Source organism: Microbacterium gallinarum (genome assembly GCF_014837165.1).
In the GTDB taxonomy this organism is placed as follows: domain Bacteria; phylum Actinomycetota; class Actinomycetes; order Actinomycetales; family Microbacteriaceae; genus Microbacterium; species Microbacterium gallinarum.
This window is the reverse complement of sequence record NZ_JACSPM010000001.1, coordinates 1,314,869-1,332,459: the sequence shown is the minus strand read 5'-3', so window position 1 is coordinate 1,332,459 and position 17,591 is coordinate 1,314,869. Positions and strand designations below refer to the sequence as shown.

Sequence of the window (17,591 nt, the reverse complement as noted above, 5' to 3'; positions counted from 1 at the left end):
CCTGTCCGTTGTCTTTCTCGTCGTGCTCGTCGTGGTGCGTGCGCCGGCTACCACGTACGGCGTTCGTAGGCCTTGCCGCCGATGGTGACCCAGACCTCCGCGCCGTCGTCGCCGAAGTAGCAGCCGAGCTGGACCCGGTCGTTCGCCCCGATGTTGCGGCTGGCGCCCTGGACGAAAGGCGTGCCGCCGTACGGGCCGGTCGCGTTGCATCCCACCGAGTAGTTGCCTGCGGGGAAGTCCTGCGTGTTGACGACGAAGTAGGCGCACTGCGAGCTGCTGCAGCCCGGCTGGCCCTGCGCCGAGGCGCCCTTCGTCACCCAGGCGCGCGGCTCGGGCGGATCCACCGTGGTCGCCGCGGCCGAGACGACCGCCGACCACTGGCCTGCGGCATCCTGCGCCCGCGCGTCGATGGTGTGTCGCGTGCTGTAGGCGTAGGTGTTCGTGCGCGAGCCGTTGTTGGCGACGTTCTGCCAGTTGCCGCCGTCGATGCGGATCTGCATCTGGGTGATGTTGCGGCCGTTCGGCGCCGGGGCGTTCCAGCTGAACGTGATGTCACGGCCGTTTCGGGAGGCGTCGACGCTGGGGTTGCGCACCGGGCCGTACGGGATCACCTGGTTGGACGGCGCCGACTCGGCGCCGTCGTAGCGGACGCCGTCGAGCGCGGTGTACGCGCGGACGCGCACGGTGTACTGCTGGCCGTTGCTGAGCCCGCCGATCGTGCGGCCGTCCCAGTTCGCCTGCCAGCCGCCGCCGTTGAGCGAGTACTCGTAGCGCAGCTCGCTCGCGTTCGCGCCGTTGCCCGGCGCCGGGTTGTACGTCACGACGACCGCGCTGTTGCCGCTCGGCGTCGACGCCTGGACGTTCGTCGGCGCTCCCGGCGGGGTGAAGGCGCGGCGCGGCGCCGACGGCGCGCTGTCGGGGCCCCAGCCCGCCTTGTTGCGCGCCGCGACCGTGAACGTGTAGTCGGTGGTCGACGCGTCGATGGCGAGGGCCTGCGACGTCTGGCCGCCCGGGATCCCGGCGATCGTGTTCACGACCGCTCCGCCGCGCAGAACGTTGAGCCGGTATTCGGCGATCGCGTCGCCGTTGTTGGCGGGAGCCACCCAGGAGACGCGCATCTGCGCCTGCGTGCCGACCGGGTCGAGACGCTCGACCGACGGGGCGCCGGCCGCATCGGGGGCGCGTGCCGGGATCTCGGACGCCGACCACGCGCTCCAGCTCGACGGCTCGGGCGCCCGGTTGTGGGCGCGCACGCGCACCTGGTAGTTGACGCCGTTCTCGAGCCCCTCCCACACAAGGGAGTTACCGGTGACGCCGGTCTTCTGCACGACGCCCGAAGGCGGAGCGGGGGAGATCTCGAGCGTGAACGACTCCACCGGCGAGCCCGGCGTCGTCGGCGTGACCCATGCGACCTGGAGGCTCTGGTCGCCGAAGGCGAGGGTCGGCGGCTGCGGCGTGTCGGGGCGGGCGTCCGGACGCGCGGTCTCGGACGGCGCCGACGGGTCGGACGGTCCGACGCGGTTGATCGCGACCACGGTGAAGTTGTACTCGACGTTGTTCGTCAGGCCGTCGAGGGTGCACGTGGTGGACGCGCACACCTTCGTGTAGTTCCCCGCGGTCGACGAGACCTCGTACGAGGTGATCTCGGCGCCGTTGTTGGCCGGCGGCGTCCACGACAGCACCACCGTGCGGTCCTGCACGCTCGAGACGACGGGGGTGCCCGGCGCATCGGGCTTGCCCTGCACGGTCAGCCGGATACGGGCCTCGACCTCGCGGTCGGGGTCGTTCGTGACATCCGCCACGCGATAGCGGACCACCATCGTGCCGAAGAACGTCTCGTCCGGCGTGACGCGCACCGCGTCGCCATCGATGACGGCGGTGCCGCGGCCGGTCTCGGTGATCACGTCGACGACCGTCAGCGGGCCCTCGCGGAACGGGTTGACGTCGTTGCGGAGCACGTTGACGGTCACCGTGTCGCCCTGGTGCGCCTCGTCGATGATGTCGTCATTGGCGGTCGCGAGTTCGCGGGTCGAAGCGGTGACGCGCACCGTGACCGTGCCCTCGATGGGCTCGGTCTCGCCGTCGCTCACGCGGATGGTCAGTCGCTCCAGCGTGCCCTTCGGAGTGTCGGCGCCGGCGCTGACCCGCAGCTCCTGCCCGGCCACCGACGCCGTGATGCCGGCGGGAGCGCCGCCCACGATCTCGTACCGCATGCCGTCGAGGTCGTCGACGTCGGGATCGGTGGTGAGGGCGCGCAGATCGAGGCCCTTGGGGTCTTCTCCCGGTGCCACATCCAGCGAGCCGTTGACGAACTCCGGCTGCTGGTTGTCGGGCGGGAGCACCGTGATCGGCAGCGTCAGCGTCGCCTTGCGGCCCTTCGGGTCGTCCGGGCCACTGCCGGTGGTCACTTCGAACGTCAGCGCGTCCTGCCCGAAGTACCCGTCCTTCGAGGTGTACACGAGCGTCCGCTGGTCCTTCACGAGGTTCGCGCCGTCGGCGTTGACCGCGCTGACCTTCGCAGCCTCGGTGATCACGACGGATCCACCGCCCGCGACCTCTACGTACTCGCTCAGCGGGAGCTCGATGGTCTCGCCGCTGTCGACCTCGACCGCCTCGGTCGAGATGAGGGTGGGCGGCAGTGAGCTCATCGACGGGACATGGATGAAGGCGGATGCCTCGAACCCGTCGCGGTCGGTGATGGTGTACTTCACGAGCCGGTCGCGGTCGTCGATGGTGACGCGCACCCGGTCGTTGCCCAGCACGCGGGCACCCGCGTCGCCCACGGTCACCGTGAGCTCGTCGACCGTGCCGTCGGGGTCCTCGTCGTTGGCGAGGACCTCGAGGTCGACGGTCTCGCCGTCGACGTCGGCGGCCTGCACGTAGTCGTCCCGCGCGATGGGCCTCAGGAGCGGCACGTCCTCGTCGACCGTGATCTGCAGGACCGCCTTCGACGTCGCCCCGCGCTCATCGCGGATCGTGTACTGCAGCGAGGTCTCGAGCTCCTCGTCGGGAGCCGTGACGATGACGCGGTCACCGGTCACCTTCGCCTCCAGGCCCTCGACGTCCGGGAGGATGAGACCGTCGCGCAGGAGCGCGAACTCGTCGCCGTCGGGGTCGGAGTCGTTGGCCGTGACGGGCACCGCCACGATCCGGCCGGGTCGCATGACGACGGCGTCCTTCGCGGCGAACGGCGCCTGGTTCGACGTCTCGGCAGGAGCGATGCCGACGCGGATCGAGCCGGTCGCCTCGGCGCCGATCCGGTCGCGCACGCGGTACGTGAACGCGTCCACCCCGCCGGCATCGTCGAACGCCTCGTACACGAGGTGATCGGCGCCCATCTCGACGACGCGTCCCTTCGACGGCGGCGAGGCGATGCCTTCGAGCCGCACCGAGTCGCCGTCGGCGTCGATGCCGTCGAGCGGGATCGCGATGCGCACCTGGCTGCCCTCGAGAGCGCGCGCCACGATGTCGCGCGGTCGCGGCGCGGCGTTGGTCTCCTCATTCACCGGCAGGACCTGGATCGTGACGTAGCCGGCGTCCTTCTGTCCGGTGCTGTCGATCACCTCGTACGTCGCGTAGACCGTACCCGGCTCGTCGGACGCCCGGAAGCGGAGCACGTCCTGAGACACGAACATCTCGCCGTCCTCGGGTTCGACGAGGGGCGGCACGAGGTCGGGGGCGACGTGGATGGCGTCGCCGTTCGGGTGGTAGTCGTTGTCGAGCACCGGGATGTTGACGACGTCCCCTGCGCGCACCACGATCTGGTCGTCGTTGGCGACGGGCGGCTGCAGCTTGGACGGCGCGGGGATCGGGATGACGATCACTTCGCCCTCGGCGGACTTCGCGCCGTTCGAGACGCGGTACGAGATGCGCACCTGCGATCCGAGAGCGGCCTGATCGGCGATGCGGATCGTCTCGTGGTTGATCACCGCGACGGAGATGCCGGAGTTGGGCTCGACGGTCACCGACTGGACGACGAGGATGCCGCCCGCCGGGTCGGTGTCGTTTGCGAGCACGTTGACGAGCACTTCGCCCCCGCTTGGCAGCAGGGCGACGTCGCGCACGGCGACCGGCGGTGACGTCGTGTCGTTGTCGGCGAGCACCTGCACGCGGACGAGTCCTTCGGCGTTCTTGGAGCCGGCAGCGACGAGGTACTGGACGTAGTAGTCGCCGGGGACGTCCGACAGGAACGTGAAGGTCTTGTTCGCGAAGTCGGGCACGATGCGCGCGCCGGAGACCTCGTCGACGCGCACCAGGCGCAGCGGCTCGCGACCCGAGCTCGTGTCGTTGGCGAGCGGGGCGATCGTCGCGACCTGCCCGGCCTGCACGACGACGCGGTCTGCGTTCGTCACGGGGTCGGTCGACCCGAGCGGGCGCACGTCGAAGCGCACGATGCCGGCCGCCTCCTCCGTGCCGTCCGAGACCGTGATAGCGACGTCCTTGCGGCCCTGCGTGCCGCCCACCGCGCGGTACGTGATGCGTCCGTCGGCGGTGAAGTCCGCTTCGTCTCCCTCGGCGGGGGCCACGCCGAGCAGGAAGACGTCGTCGCCGTCCGGGTCGATCCAGTCGGGGAGCACGTTGTACGAGACGACGCCTCCTGCCTCGACCACGACGCTCGTGACGCGCTTCTGCACCGGGGGCGAATTCACGCTCCAGTCGTGGACGCTGAGCGAGACGCGTGCCGTGTCGGTTCCGCCGCGGCCGTCGTCGATCTCATAGACGAACGACGTGGTGCCCGATGCGTTCTCGGGGACGGCGATCTGCAGGGCCGCTCCGTCGTTGACGGTGGTGATCTCACCGAAGGCGGGGCCGTCGTCGGCGACCGCCGCGATCAGCACGTCGCCGTCGGGGTCGCTGTCGTTGTCGAGCACCGGAAGCAGGGTCGTGCGGCCCGGCCGCACGCCGAAGGAGTCGTCGGTGGCGACCGGCGGGGTGTTGACCTCGGAGCGCTCGGGGAGGGTCGTCTCGACGGTCTCCTCGGTGGTCTGCTCGTCCTCTTCGGCCTCGCCCTCGGGCGGAGTGATCTCGTTCCAGTTGTCGACCCGCTGCATGCTGTCGCTGGCCATCCAGGCCGCACCGCCGATGACGTCGTTGAGCACGACGACGTCGCGGTTCACGCGGAACTGCAGCACCGACGACGCCTTCACGCCCTCGATGTCGGTGGCGAGGTCGTCGCCGTCGCCCACGCAGTCGCGGATGAACTTGCCGGATCCGTTCCACGCGGCGTACGCGCAGCCCTCGAGGAAGACCGGGGCGGCGGCCCCGCCCTCGGCGCCGGCGGGCTGCGCAACGGGCTCGGAGCCGTCCAGGGGCACCCGCACGAGTGCGTCCGCGGTCGCGAGCACGACCGAGTCGTTCTGCGCGGACGCGTGCTGCAGGACTGCCGAACGGCCGCCCTCGACCTCGGTGGTCCGGCCGGCGGCGAACAGCATGCCGCTCTTGGCATCCAAGACGGCCGGCACATCGCCCACGACGGAGATCGACACGGTGGCACCGGACTCGAGGCCCTCGACGCCTGCGCGAGACGGATCTCCGGCGGGCGCTCCTTCGGCGTCGGTGCGGACTGTCACGATCTCGGCGTCCTCGGCCGACACGGCGTAGACGGTGCCGTCGACGCCGGCCGCGACATCCGCTCCCTTGCCGACGTTCGCGATGGGCTCGGCGGCCTGCACCTCGAACGAGCCGACCGATGCGGACGGCACGACCCACAGGTCACCCGACGACGGATCGAGGATGCCGACGGCCGTGCCGCCGAGCACGACCTTCGCGCCGCCGGGGACGTCGGCGGACTCGTTGAGCGCGACCATCGCCGGATCGACCGACGTGACGCTGGATTCGGTCTCATCGACGACGAGCACGTTGGTCCCGGACTGGAGGATGTCGTAGTCGGTGCCGACCGTGCGGAGCCCGCCGTCGAGCACCTGCGACTCGTGGTTGAAGTGGCCGACGAGGAGCGATGACCGCTTGGTCACCCAGACGCCGCCGTCGTGGAGGTCGACCTCGGTCGTGGGATTGCCCTCGTAGACGAACGCCATCGTCGTGATGGCGACGGCTGCCGCCGTGATGATGCTCGCCGAGGCGACGGCGCGTGGGCGTGAGCGGAGCCACGCGAACGACTTCATCAGACCCTCGGCCTCCTCCGGGCGGTCGGTGCATGCGGGGCGAGCGCAGTGGCAGAAAGCACCAGCCTAACCCGGGAATCCGGACACCCCCGAGGGAGGCTGCTCGCCTGGGAGATCGTATTCCGGGAGCGACGCGGGCGACCATGGGGAGAATCACCCACGGGCGCCCCCGTCGATCAGCGTGCGATGTATTCGCGGAGATGCTTCGCGGTGAGGCCCGTGTCCGACGCCACGAGATCGGCGGGTGTGCCTTCGAAGACGATCTCTCCGCCGTCGTGTCCGGCGCCCGGGCCGAGGTCGATGATCCAGTCCGCGTGCGCCATGACCGCCTGGTGGTGCTCGATCACGATGACGCTGTTGCCGGCGTCGACCAGGCGGTCGAGCATCCCGAGCATGTTGTCGACATCGGCGAGGTGCAGACCGGTCGTCGGCTCGTCGAGCACGTAGATCGCGCCCTTCTTGGCCATCGAGATCGCAAGCTTGAGTCGCTGTCGCTCGCCGCCGGACAGGGTGTTGAGCGCCTGGCCGAGCGTGAGGTAGCCGAGGCCGACGTCGATCATGCGGACGAGGATGGTGTGCGCCGGCCCCTTGCCGAGGAAGTCGGCGGCCTCGGCCGCCGACATCGCGAGGACTTCGGCGATGTTCTTCCCGTCGAGCGTGTACTCCAGCACGACGTCGCTGAAGCCGGTGCCCTCGCACAGCTCGCACAGCGTCTCGACCGTCTGCGTGAAGCCGAGGTTCGTGATGATCACGCCGAGCCCCCGGCAGGCCGGGCACGCGCCCTCGGAGTTGGCGCTGAAGAGAGCCGGCTTGACCCCGTTCGCCTTCGCGAATGCGGTGCGCACCGTGTCGAGGATGCCGGTGTAGGTGGCGGGGCTGGAGCGCCTGTTGCCCTTGATCGGCGACTGGTCGACGACCACGACGTCGTCGAACGCGGGCACGTTGCCGTGGATGAGCGACGACTTGCCCGATCCGGCGACGCCGGTCACGACAGTCAGGATGCCGAGGGGGATGTCGACGTCGACGCTCTTGAGGTTGTGCTGGGTTGCGCCGCGGATCTCGAGCGCCCCCTTCGGCATCCGCGTCGACTCCTTCAGCCGCGCGCGGTCGTCGAGGTGCCGCCCGGTGATCGTTCCCGAGGCGCGCAGCCCCGGGACGTCACCCTCGTACTGGATCTCGCCGCCCGCCTTTCCCGCGCCGGGCCCCAGGTCGACGACGTGGTCGGCGATCTCGATCACCTCGGGCTTGTGCTCGACGACGAGCACGGTGTTGCCCTTGTCGCGCAGCAGGAGCAGCAGGGCGTTCATGCGCTGGATGTCATGCGGATGCAGCCCCGCCGTGGGCTCGTCGAAGACGTACGAGATGTCGGTGAGTGCGGAGCCGAGGTGGCGGATCATCTTCGTGCGCTGCGCCTCGCCCCCCGACAGGGTGCCGGACGCGCGGTCGAGCGACAGGTAGCCCAGGCCGATGTCGATGAACGACCCGATGAGCTGGCGCAGGCTGACCATCAGCGGCGCCACGTCAGGGGTGTCGACGGTCTCGAGCCACGCCGCGAGATCGGTGATCTGCATTGCCGCGGCGTCCGCGATGCTGATCCCGTTGATCTTCGACGAGCGCGCACCCTCGTTGAGACGCGTGCCGCCGCACTCGGGGCACGGGAGGAACTTCACGGCGCGGTCGACGAACGCGCGGATGTGCGGCTGCAGCGAGTCGCGGTCCTTCTGGAGCATCGACTTCGTGATCTTCGGCACCAGACCCTCGTAGGTCATGTTGATGCCCTGGATCTTGATCTTCGTCGGCTCCTTGTAGAGGAAGTCGGCGCGCTCCTGCTCGGTGTAGTCCTGGATGGGCTTGTTCGGGTCGACGAGGCCCGACTCGGTGTACCCCTTCACCATCCAGCCGTCGGGGCTGTACCCGGGGATGGTGATCGCGCCGTCGGCGAGCGACCTGGTCTTGTCGTAGAGCTCGTCGAGGTCGACGTCGCTCACCTCGCCCAGTCCTTCGCAGCGCGGGCACATGCCCCCCGTGATCTCGAACGAGCGGCGCTCCTTCTTGCCCTTGTCCTTGCCGACGGCGATCGTGACCGCGCCGGCTCCCGACACCGAGGGCACGTTGAACGAGAACGCCTGCGGCGATCCGACGTGCGGCTGCCCGATGCGGCTGAACAGCAGACGCAGCATGGCGTGGGCATCGGTCGCCGTGCCCACGGTCGACCGCGCGTTCGCGCCCATGCGCTCCTGATCGACGATGATCGCCGGACTCACGTTCTCGAGCCCGTCGACCTCGGGGCGGCTGAGCTGCGCCATGAACTGCTGCACGAACGTCGGGTAGGTCTCATTGATGAGACGCTGCGACTCGTTGGCGATCGTGCCGAACACCAGCGATGACTTGCCGGAGCCGCTGACCCCCGTGAAGACCGTCAGGCGGCGCTTCGGGATCTCGACGTCGACGTTCTTGAGGTTGTTCTCACGAGCTCCGATGACGCGGATGACCTCGTGCGAGTCGGCGATGTGGGGGACGGATGCCTCGGCCATGGGGTCCTTCCGATCGATGGCGACGCTACAGTCTGCCCGCCATCGCGGACACCCCGCTTCCTCGATCCTGCTCGGTTCGGTCAGGCCGCCTCGGACTCGGCCGGCTCGATCGCGAAGTTGTCGCGGAACACGCACGTCGGGTCGTACGCGGCCTTCACGGCGCGCAGCCGCTCGAGCGTCGCCGGCGGGAAGGCCTCGGCGATGCGCTCGGGCCGCTCCGACGAGTCGAAGCTCAGGTACATCCCCGCGGTGTGCGCGGCGAGCGCCTGCCACTGCACGTCGAGGCGCTGGGCGTCGGAGCCGAGCGCCACGACGGAGAAGTTCGCCGAGCGGTGGGCGTACGCCGTGGCGTCCTCGGCCACGTCGGCCACCGCTCCGCCGACCGCGCGGAGCTGGAAGAACGGCACCGCGCCGGAGGCCAGCATCCGTGCCGCCGTCTCTGCGAACTCGGGCGTGATGTGCTCGATCAGTCCCGAGCGCGAATGGGGCTCGCCCACGCCGTGCTGGGGGCCGAGATCCGCATTGGCCATGACCTGGGCGTACGACGCGACCTGCACGGACTGCTGCACGAGCGGCGCCAGCTCGGCGAACGGCTGCAGCCGCGCGATGATCGTGTCGGGGTCGTCGGAGTCGACCACGCCGTACAGCTGGACCACCTGGGGCTGGCCTGGGCGCGGGCCGCCGGCGAGGAGGAACGCGGTGAGGTCCCGCGGCGACTCCTCGACGACGCGGCCGTACCCCTTGAGGAACTCCGGCAGGTCGTCGACCTGGAACGCGAGCTGCGCCCACCCGATCGCGCCGACCTCGTCGACCTCGAACTCGAAGGCCGTGACGATGCCGACGTTGCCGCCTGCGCCCCGCACCGCCCAGAACAGGTCGCGGTGGGTGTCGGCGTCGGCGCGCACGATCGATCCATCGGCCAGCACCACCTCGACCGCGCGCAGGTGGTCGATGGTCAGGCCGTGCTCGCGCGCGAGGAAGCCGATGCCGCCCGCGGTCGCGAGGCCGCCGACGCCGACCCCGCCGTAATCGCCCGAAGTGAGCGCCCAGCCGTGCTCGCCGAGGGCCGCGGCGACCTGCATCCAGCGCGCTCCGGGCCCGATGCGCACGAGACGGCGCTCCTCGTCGAGGACCTCGATGGCGTCGAGCCGGCGCAGGTCGATCACGATGCCGCCGTCGTTCGTGCTGCGCCCGCTGATCCCGTGGCCGCCGCTGCGCACGGCGAGCGGGAGTCCCGGGTGCCGGCGGGCGAAAGCGATCGCCTCGGCGACCTGGGCGGGCGAGTCCGGCTGCAGCACGATGCCCGGCGATCCGCCGCGCATGTACGTCGACCGCACGTCGCCGTAGCCGAAGTCGCCGGGCTCGATCGCGGTGAGGCCCCCGGGCACGTCGTCGTAGGCGATGCCCTCGCGGCGTGCGGCGAGCGCGGCGGCGGAGCGCACCTCGCCCTGCGTCGTGCCGCGCGCAGTCCGCTCGCGGGCGACCAGCTCGCGGACCGCGGGTGCGACCTCCTGGCCGAAGGCCTGCAGCAGTCGCGGGTCGTCGCCGGCGAGGATGAACGTGCCGATGCCGTCCTCGAGCGCGAGCTGCGCGAGGCGGTCGGCGAACTCGGCGGGGTCGGCGGCGAGCTGCCCGACGTTGAGCAGACGGCGGATCTCTCGGGGGTCGCGACCGGCCGACTCGGCCGCCGCGTCGATGGCCGCATTGCCGCGCGCCAGGTCGCCCGGCTTCATGTACCCCAGGGACGGGAGCCAGCCGTCGCCCTTGCGTCCGGTGAGGGCGAGCATGCGCGGCTTGTACGCGCCGATCCAGATCGGGATGCGGTGCGCCGGGCTCGGTCCGCGCTTCGCGCCGTGCACGCGGTGGAACTCCCCGTCGGTGAACGCACCGCGCCGCTCGCTGGTGTCCCACAGCGCGCGGATGACGTCGATCGCCTCCTCCAGCGCGGTCACCGCCTGGCCGGGCGTGAGGCGTCCGCCGCCCATCGCCTCGATCGCATCCCAGAAGCCGCCGGCGCCGAGCGCCAGGTCGAACCGGCCGCCCGACAGCAGGTCGAGACTCGCCGCCGACCGCGCCACGACGGCGGGCGGGCGCAGCGGCACGTTGAGCACGTTGGGAGCGATGCGGATGCGGTCGGTGCGCGCGGCCACGAACGACATGAGCGTCCACGTGTCGAGGAACGCGGGCTGGTAGGGGTGGTCCTGAAAGGTGACGAGGTCGAGGCCCGAGGCCTCAGCCGCCTGCGAGAGCAGGACGGGGACGTCGGGGTCCGCCGCAGCGGGTGTGATGAATGCGCCGAACTCGAGTGAGTGTCCGTAATCCATGTGGGTCCTCCGAGTCTGCGAACGCCTCGGCGGCCGGGATCATTCCGTGCCGAACGACGCGGCGAGCGCGATCGAGTCGAACAGGTTGAGCATGGCGGAGCGGATCTCGCCGAGCGGGGTGGCGAAGCTCGCGAGCACGACCTGCTTCGACCCGGGCACGGCGAACCAGTACTCGGCTTCGAGTCGCGTCGACACCGCCTCGACGCCCTCCTCCTCGACATGCTCCTCGTGCACGCGGTCGATCCGGAGCATGCTGGCCCGCGGCCCGTCGAGCCGCCGGGCGGTCTCGGCACCCTCGACGTCCAGCACGCGGAAGCTCTCCTGCAGCACCGCGAGCACGGCGTCGGCCGACGTGCCCACCGCCGGGGTCATGCGCATCCCCGCCGGCGCGTGCACCGTGAGCGACGCGGGTGTGGGCAGGTCGGGCACGATCTCGATGCACAGGAAGAGGGCGTGGGCCGAGGCATCCGCTGCTCTCTCGACGACGGTCCGCAGCTGGTCGCGCAGCCGTCGTCGTGCGATCGCGGCGTCGTCGGCCGTTCCGACCACTTCGCACACGACCTCGTCGATGCGGAGGGATGCCGCGGCCCGATCGCGCGGGTCGACGGCGAGCCACCGCCCGGGCAGCTGGAACGTGAGCCGCGGCGCGATGCGCGTCGACTCGTCGGTCGAGGTCACGACCCGTCGGCGAGGCGGCGGACGTCGTCGGGCGAGAGGCGGAGCGCTTCACTGCCGGGCTGCGAGACGCCGAGCGCCTCGGCGAGCGCGGGCGTCACGGGGACGGCGTCCGCGAAGGCCGCGGAGCGTCCTTCGTAGTCCGCGCGGTCGCCGTCGATGAAGTAGACGGCAACCTCGCGGCCCGACGAGGCAGGGTCGCCGGCCAGCACGGGCGCCGCAGCCCTCGCGGTCGCGACGACGGCCTCCTCGGAGGGGTCGTCGACGAACAGCAGCACCACGACCTGGGTGTTCCACGGTCCGCCCGAGTGCGTCGTGTACGCCAGGGTGCCGCTGACGCCGTCGATCTCGGAGAGACCGGACTCGAGCCCGCCCACATCGGGGTCGGACGCACAGCCCGAGAGCGCGAGGGCGCCGATCGCGACGGCGATGGCGAGCACGGCGCGGAATCGCTTCATCGGCACTCAGGACCCTCTCGTGTATTCGGCGACGTACACGTCTTCGTAGCTGCCTGCGCCCTCACCGGCGAAGAAGATCTCGTCCCCGGGACGCGGTTCGGGCAGGTACCGCTCCGCCTCAGCACCATACATTCCGGAGTCGTGCATCGGCCATGTGAGCGGACGGTAGGTCTGCCAGTCGTTGTCGAACCGCACGTAGTCGATCGGGTCGAGTCCCAGGAACTCGAGCGTGTGCACCGGGTCGATGCCGTTGTTGATCTGCGTGACCCGCACGTCGGGCGGCATGTCGCTGTAGTGCTTGTCGATGGCGGAGCCGGCGGTGAACACCGACTCGACGCGGTCGGCGACCCGCGGGTCGGTGGCGAGCTCGCCCGCCATCATGCCGCCGAGCGACCAGCCGGTGAACATGATCGGCGCCTCGCTTTCGAAGACCCCGGCCTCGGTCATCGCGTCCCACACCGCCTGCTCGTACTGCGTCGGCACACCCGGGAACATCGACAGCATCGCGTCGGTGCGCGCGTCGTTGAGGGCGCCCCCGGTGTTGAGCGGATCCCAGTTCTGGGTGCTCGGCAGCTGCACACGCCACGAGATGACGTTGCCCTCGGAATCGCGGATGGCGACGACGCGGATCTGCGTCAGGTCTTCGCCGCCCTGCGAGTCCTGCTCGGCGAGGTCCGCCATGAGCCCCTCGTAGTCGCGCGCCTCGAGGGCGTCGGCCGCGGCATCCGCTTCCGCATCCCCCGTGGCCGCGGTGCTGCGGTGCGAACCGGAGACCTGCTGCGGCTTGCCCAGCATCTCGGCGATGGCGAGGGTCAGCAGCGCGGCGGCCAGCACAACACCCAGCAGGATCAGGCCCACGAGGCCGAAGGCCACGAAGACCAGCCCCACGAGGAGCAGACCGGCCACCAGCAGCAGGGCGACCACCAGCGCCGAGACGAGGGCGCTGAGCACCTCCATGAGCGCATCGACCACCACCGAGAGCACCTGCGATGCCCATTCGCCCACCATCTCGAAGAAGTCGCCGACGCCGCTCCAGAACTGATTCCAGTTGTCGCCGAACGAGTCGGCGCCGTGCTCGATGGCCGTCTCGATCGCGTCGATCGCGCGGTTCGCGGCATCCCAGATGTCCTGCCGCGCCTGATTGAGCGTGCGCCGCGCGGCGTCGACCTGCCCTGCCGAATAGGCCGCACCGTCGCTCGTGGACCAGAGCTGCTCGTAGAGGGCGTCGGTCGACGAGCCCTCCGCCTCGGCGCGGACGATGTCGTCGCGCAGATCGTCCGCGCTGCCCTGCAGCCGGTGGCTGCGCGCCTGATGGAAGTCGGCGTCGGCGATGGCCGCGCGCGCGCTCGCCTGGATCGGTGCGAGCTCGACGGCGTACGTCGTCAGCGCCGTCGCCGTGCCGCCGTAGCGGCGCCGGGCGCGACGGAGACCGGCGGATGCCTCTTCCGCCGACGCCTCGAGGGCATCGGTCGCGAGGCTGCGCTGGTCATCGACGAGGTCGCGCAGGGCGTCGGCCGCGCGCGAGATGGCCTCGGCGGTGGTCTGCAGACGGCGCGCCCGGCTCTCGAGCTCGGTCGGGTGACCGGCGAAGACGTCTTCGAACTCCCACTCCAGCCCCGATGTCACGGCGTCGTCCCCTGTTCCACGGAGTCGCCCATCGACTGGTCGAGCTCGGTCATCGTGTCGTCGATGGCCTCGAGCCAGTCGCGCAGGGTGACCAGCTGCTCCTCGAGCTTTCCGCGGTTGTAGTCCCAGTTGCCCGCGAAGTCGCGGACCTTGCCGGCCAGGCGGTGCTCGCCGGTCAGCTCGGCCAGGTCGTCACCCACGCGGTCGGCGCTGCGGAACGTCTCGAGTGCGGCGGCGACGCGGCCGCGCGCGAGGCGCAGCGCCGTCAGATCCAGATCGACGTCTGTCATCGGCTCCCCCGTCTCGGTGCGACCGGGTCGAGCCTACGATTCCGCGGCGGCGGCGGCGATGGGGACAATCCCCCACGAGCGTGCAGCGGGGCGGATCGGCGGGCAGCGGGCGGATCCGCGTGCGTCATGCGGCGCGCCAGCACCCGACGACGTGATCGTCGACCATGCCGGCCGACTGCATGAGCGCGTACATCGTCGTCGAGCCGACGAAGCGGAAGCCGCGCGTGCGCAGCGCTTTGCTGAGGGCGTCGGAGTCGGACGTCGTGGCCGGCACCTCGGCGAAGCTCGCGGGCCGGCGGCGCGCCGGCGGCGCGAAGGACCACATGAAGGCGTCGAGCTCGCCGTCGTCGAGCTCGGTGACGAGGCGGGCGTTCGAGATCGTCGCGAGGATCTTCGCCCGGTTGCGGATGATGCCGGCGTCGGCCATCAGCCGCTCGACGTCCTCGTCGTCGAACTGCGCCACCACGGCCGGGTCGAACCCGGCGAACACCTCGCGGAACCGAGGACGCTTGCGCAGGATCGTGATCCACGACAGACCGGCCTGGAAGCCCTCGAGGCTCATCTTCTCGAAGAGCGCCCGGTCGCCGTGCAGCGGGACGCCCCACTCCTCGTCGTGATATCGGCGGTACTCGGCGTCGTCGCCGACCCACGCGCAGCGGTCGATGCCGTCGGGACCGGTGCGGGTGTCGGTGCTCACGCGCTCAGCCTAAGCGGGCTCGCCGACGTCTCCCGGCGGGGCGACCGGGCGGGCGGGCCCGGCCCAGGTCGTCCTGCGCCGGGCATCCCCACGTCACTTCTTCTTGAGCGACTTCTCCGACACCGGCGCTTCGCCCGATGCGGCGAGCGCGGCGTAGTACTCGCGCGCCTCGGTCTGCCGCGCGAGCTCCGCACCCGACGCGATCGGAGCGCGCACGTGCTCCGGCGCGAAGCCGTAGGCGTCGACGAGATCCTGAGCGTGCGGGCGCAGGCGGGCGGCGAGCCGATCGATGTAGCGCGACACGGAGGCCCCGCGCTGGGCCGACAGCCGCCCGTTGATCAGATACCACGCCAGGTGCTTCTCGATCAGGTGCAGGCCGAACAGGTCGCGCAGCCACGTGAGCACCTGGCGGGTGCCGGCGTCCTCGATCCTGTTCACACCGTCGGTGAAGGCCTCCCACTGCAGCAGCTCGCCGTGGGCGCGCGCCGCCTCGATCAGCTCCGCCTGGTGACGGTTGAAGATCGCTGCAGCCTCCGTGGCCGAGAGCTTCGCCGCCGGACGCAGCGCACCGGCGACGTCGGCCACCATCTGCTGCACGCGGCCGGCGAGCAGGTCGTGCTGCTGGTCTTCGCGCAGTCCGAACTCCACCGAGCGCGCCGTCGAGCCGAGGTCGGCGACCGACTGCCCGAGCTGGCGCAGACCGGCACCGTGGAACACCCTGCCGGCGGTCTGGCCGACGGCGAAGCGCGCGAGGGTCGCGGCATCCGCTCCCTTGAACTGCTTCGCGTAGTCGGACAGGAGACGCTTGCCGACGAGTTGGAGCAGCACGTTGTTGTCGCCCTCGAACGTGACGTACACGTCGAGGTCCTGGTGCAGTCCGACCATCCGGTTCTCGGCGAGGAAGCCCGAGCCGCCGCAGGCCTCGCGGGCCTCCTGGATCGTGTCGAGGGCGTTCCACGTCGAGAGCGGCTTGAGCGCCGCCGCCAGGGTTTCGAGGTTCTCGCGCTCCTCGGGGGTGTCGGTGCGGCCCGAGAACACCCCGTCGAAGGTGCGCAGCAGCTCGTCGTTGGCGAAGAACTGCGCGTAGTTCTGCGCGAGCAGGGGCAGGAGGCGCCGCTGGTGCTTGCCGTAGTCGAGCAGGACGACCTCGCTGCTGCCGGCGCCCGAATCGAACTGGCGACGCTGGTTCGCGTAGGTGAGCGCGATGTACAGCGCCAGCGCCGTGCCGGTCGTCGCAGCGCCGTCGAGCGACACGCGACCCTGCACGAGGGCGCCGAGCATCGTGAAGAAGCGGCGGCCGGGCGAGGGGATGTCGGAGCTGTAGGTCCCGTCGGCGGCGACGTCGCCGTACCGGTTCAGCAGGTTCTCGCGCGGGACGCGCACGTGGTCGAAGTGGAGGCGCCCGTTGTCGATGCCGTTGAGACCGCCCTTGACGCCGTCGTCCTCGCCGCCGATGCCCGGCAGGAAGTCGCCCGCGTCGTCGCGCAGCGGCACGAAGAAGCAGTGCACGCCGTAGTTCACGCCGCCCGTGATGAGCTGGGCGAAGACCGTGGCGGCCTTGCCGTGCAGGGCCGCGTTGCCGAGGTAGTCCTTCCACGCACCGCGGAACGGCGTGTGGATCACGAACTCCTCGGTCTCGGGGTCGTACGTCGCCGTGGTGCCGATGGCGGCGACATCCGATCCGTGTCCTGTCTCGGTCATCGCGAACGCGCCCGGAAGCGACAGGTCGATGATGTCGCGCAGCCACTTGTCGTGGTGCTTCTGGGTGCCGAGCTGGTACACGGCGGAGCCGAAGAGGCCCCACTGCACGCCCGACTTGATCTGAAGGCTGGGGTCGGCGAGGACGAGCTCCATGAACCCGGCGATGTTGGCCCCGTTGTCGCCCATCCCGCCGAACTCCGCCGGGAAGGCGCGACGGGATCCGCCGTGCTCGACCAGCAGGTGCAGCTGCGTCAGGGTGCGCTCGCGGTGCTCGGCCATCGGCTGGCCCTCGATCTTCCAGAAGGCGGAGTCCTTGATCATCTCGCGCGCTTCACGGCGCGTCTCGGCCCACGTGCCGAGGAGCAGGTCGGTGACCGCGGCGATGTCGATGCGGGGGTCGGATGCCTCGGCCGCGCTGTGCGGTGCGGTCGGGGCACCGCCGGCGGGCGTGCGCTTGTTGGTGGCGGGCTTGCGGGAGCGGACGGCGGCGTCGGCCATATGCGTCACCTCTCGGTGTCGGAGGACGGGAAAGTCACTATCGACGGTAGGACTCCCACAACGCACACCCAAACCGCTTGGATGAGTTCGACAACGGGGTCGCGTCGCGAAGCGCGGTCCCGTTGTGCCCAGCCCACAGCGCGGCAGGATGGGCGCAGACTCAGCGCAGACGGAGGGAGGCCGGCATGCAGGTCATCCTCGCGCCGTGGGGCGCCGACGACCTCGAGGTGCTGCGCCGGGCGAACACCGCCGAGCTCACGCAGTTCCTCGGCGGGCCCGAGCCCGAGGCGGCGCTCGCCCAGCGGCACGCCGAGTACCTCGCCGGCGAGTCGATGTTCCGCGTCGTGAACGACGGGGTCACCGCCGGCTACGCGGGGTGGTGGGAGCAGGAGCACGAGGGCGCGCCGGCGTACGAGGTCGGCTGCGTGATCGAGCCCGCGTGGCAGGGGCGGGGCGTCGCGTCCGCCGCGCTCGCGGAGGTCGTCCGCCGGGCCGTGGCGTCCGGGGACGGGCGTCCGATCGTCGGATATGCACACGTCGGGAACGAGGCATCCCACGCCCTCTGCCGCCGGGTCGGGTTCGAGCTCGAGGGCACGGGGATGTTCCCCGGGGACGACGGCGGCGCTCCGATCGAGGTCGCGGTCTGGGTCATCCGCCCGTAATCCT

Annotated in this window: 10 protein-coding genes; 1 reads left to right on the top strand and 9 read right to left on the bottom strand. The window is 70.8% G+C overall.

Annotation, left to right across the window (positions count from 1 at the left end):
• Positions 1-47: 47 nt before the first annotated feature.
• From H9622_RS06155 to H9622_RS06115, 9 genes are all read right to left on the bottom strand, one after another.
• Positions 48-6,122: an Ig-like domain-containing protein gene (locus H9622_RS06155; protein ID WP_191765221.1), complete on the bottom strand. Its 6,075-nt coding sequence runs from the start codon at positions 6,120-6,122 to the stop codon at positions 48-50.
• A gap of 176 nt (positions 6,123-6,298) precedes the next feature.
• The gene (locus tag H9622_RS06150; protein ID WP_191765219.1) at positions 6,299-8,656 is read right to left on the bottom strand and encodes an ATP-binding cassette domain-containing protein; all 2,358 of its coding nucleotides are present in this window, start codon (positions 8,654-8,656) and stop codon (positions 6,299-6,301) included.
• Positions 8,657-8,736: 80 nt separating this feature from the next.
• Positions 8,737-10,980, bottom strand: a complete 2,244-nt coding sequence (locus H9622_RS06145; protein WP_191765217.1) for an LLM class flavin-dependent oxidoreductase — start codon at positions 10,978-10,980, stop codon at positions 8,737-8,739.
• 39 nt (positions 10,981-11,019) lie between these two features.
• On the bottom strand, positions 11,020-11,658 hold the full coding sequence (locus H9622_RS06140) for a hypothetical protein (RefSeq protein WP_318247045.1): 639 nt from the start codon (positions 11,656-11,658) through the stop codon (positions 11,020-11,022).
• Positions 11,655-12,119, bottom strand: a complete 465-nt coding sequence (locus H9622_RS06135; RefSeq protein ID WP_404802850.1) for a hypothetical protein — start codon at positions 12,117-12,119, stop codon at positions 11,655-11,657. Before H9622_RS06135 ends, H9622_RS06140 begins: the two co-directional genes overlap by 4 nt.
• The gene (locus H9622_RS06130) at positions 12,120-13,739 is read right to left on the bottom strand and encodes a hypothetical protein (protein WP_191765215.1); all 1,620 of its coding nucleotides are present in this window, start codon (positions 13,737-13,739) and stop codon (positions 12,120-12,122) included.
• Positions 13,736-14,029: a hypothetical protein gene (locus H9622_RS06125; RefSeq protein ID WP_191765213.1), complete on the bottom strand. Its 294-nt coding sequence runs from the start codon at positions 14,027-14,029 to the stop codon at positions 13,736-13,738. Before H9622_RS06125 ends, H9622_RS06130 begins: the two co-directional genes overlap by 4 nt.
• A 124-nt stretch (positions 14,030-14,153) precedes the next feature.
• The gene (locus tag H9622_RS06120; protein ID WP_191765211.1) at positions 14,154-14,726 is read right to left on the bottom strand and encodes a DNA-3-methyladenine glycosylase I; all 573 of its coding nucleotides are present in this window, start codon (positions 14,724-14,726) and stop codon (positions 14,154-14,156) included.
• Between the two features lie 93 nt (positions 14,727-14,819).
• Positions 14,820-16,925, bottom strand: coding sequence for an acyl-CoA dehydrogenase family protein (locus H9622_RS06115; protein ID WP_191765209.1), 2,106 nt, complete (start codon positions 16,923-16,925; stop codon positions 14,820-14,822).
• 185 nt (positions 16,926-17,110) lie between these two features.
• On the opposite strand from H9622_RS06115, the gene H9622_RS06110 reads away from it, so the two are divergent.
• Entirely contained in the window at positions 17,111-17,587 is a 477-nt protein-coding gene (locus H9622_RS06110) for a GNAT family N-acetyltransferase (protein WP_191765207.1), read from the top strand.
• Positions 17,588-17,591: the final 4 nt, after the last annotated feature.

What these genes read in the sequence shown, in the direction of transcription:
- H9622_RS06155 (WP_191765221.1), bottom strand. Translation starts at nt 6,122, where the DNA reads ATGAAGTCGTTCGCGTGGCTCCGCTCACGCCCACGCGCCGTCGCCTCG.
- H9622_RS06150 (WP_191765219.1), bottom strand. Translation starts at nt 8,656, where the DNA reads ATGGCCGAGGCATCCGTCCCCCACATCGCCGACTCGCACGAGGTCATC.
- H9622_RS06145 (WP_191765217.1), bottom strand. Translation starts at nt 10,980, where the DNA reads ATGGATTACGGACACTCACTCGAGTTCGGCGCATTCATCACACCCGCT.
- H9622_RS06125 (WP_191765213.1), bottom strand. Translation starts at nt 14,029, where the DNA reads ATGACAGACGTCGATCTGGATCTGACGGCGCTGCGCCTCGCGCGCGGC.
- H9622_RS06115 (WP_191765209.1), bottom strand. Translation starts at nt 16,925, where the DNA reads ATGGCCGACGCCGCCGTCCGCTCCCGCAAGCCCGCCACCAACAAGCGC.
- H9622_RS06110 (WP_191765207.1), top strand. Translation starts at nt 17,111, where the DNA reads ATGCAGGTCATCCTCGCGCCGTGGGGCGCCGACGACCTCGAGGTGCTG.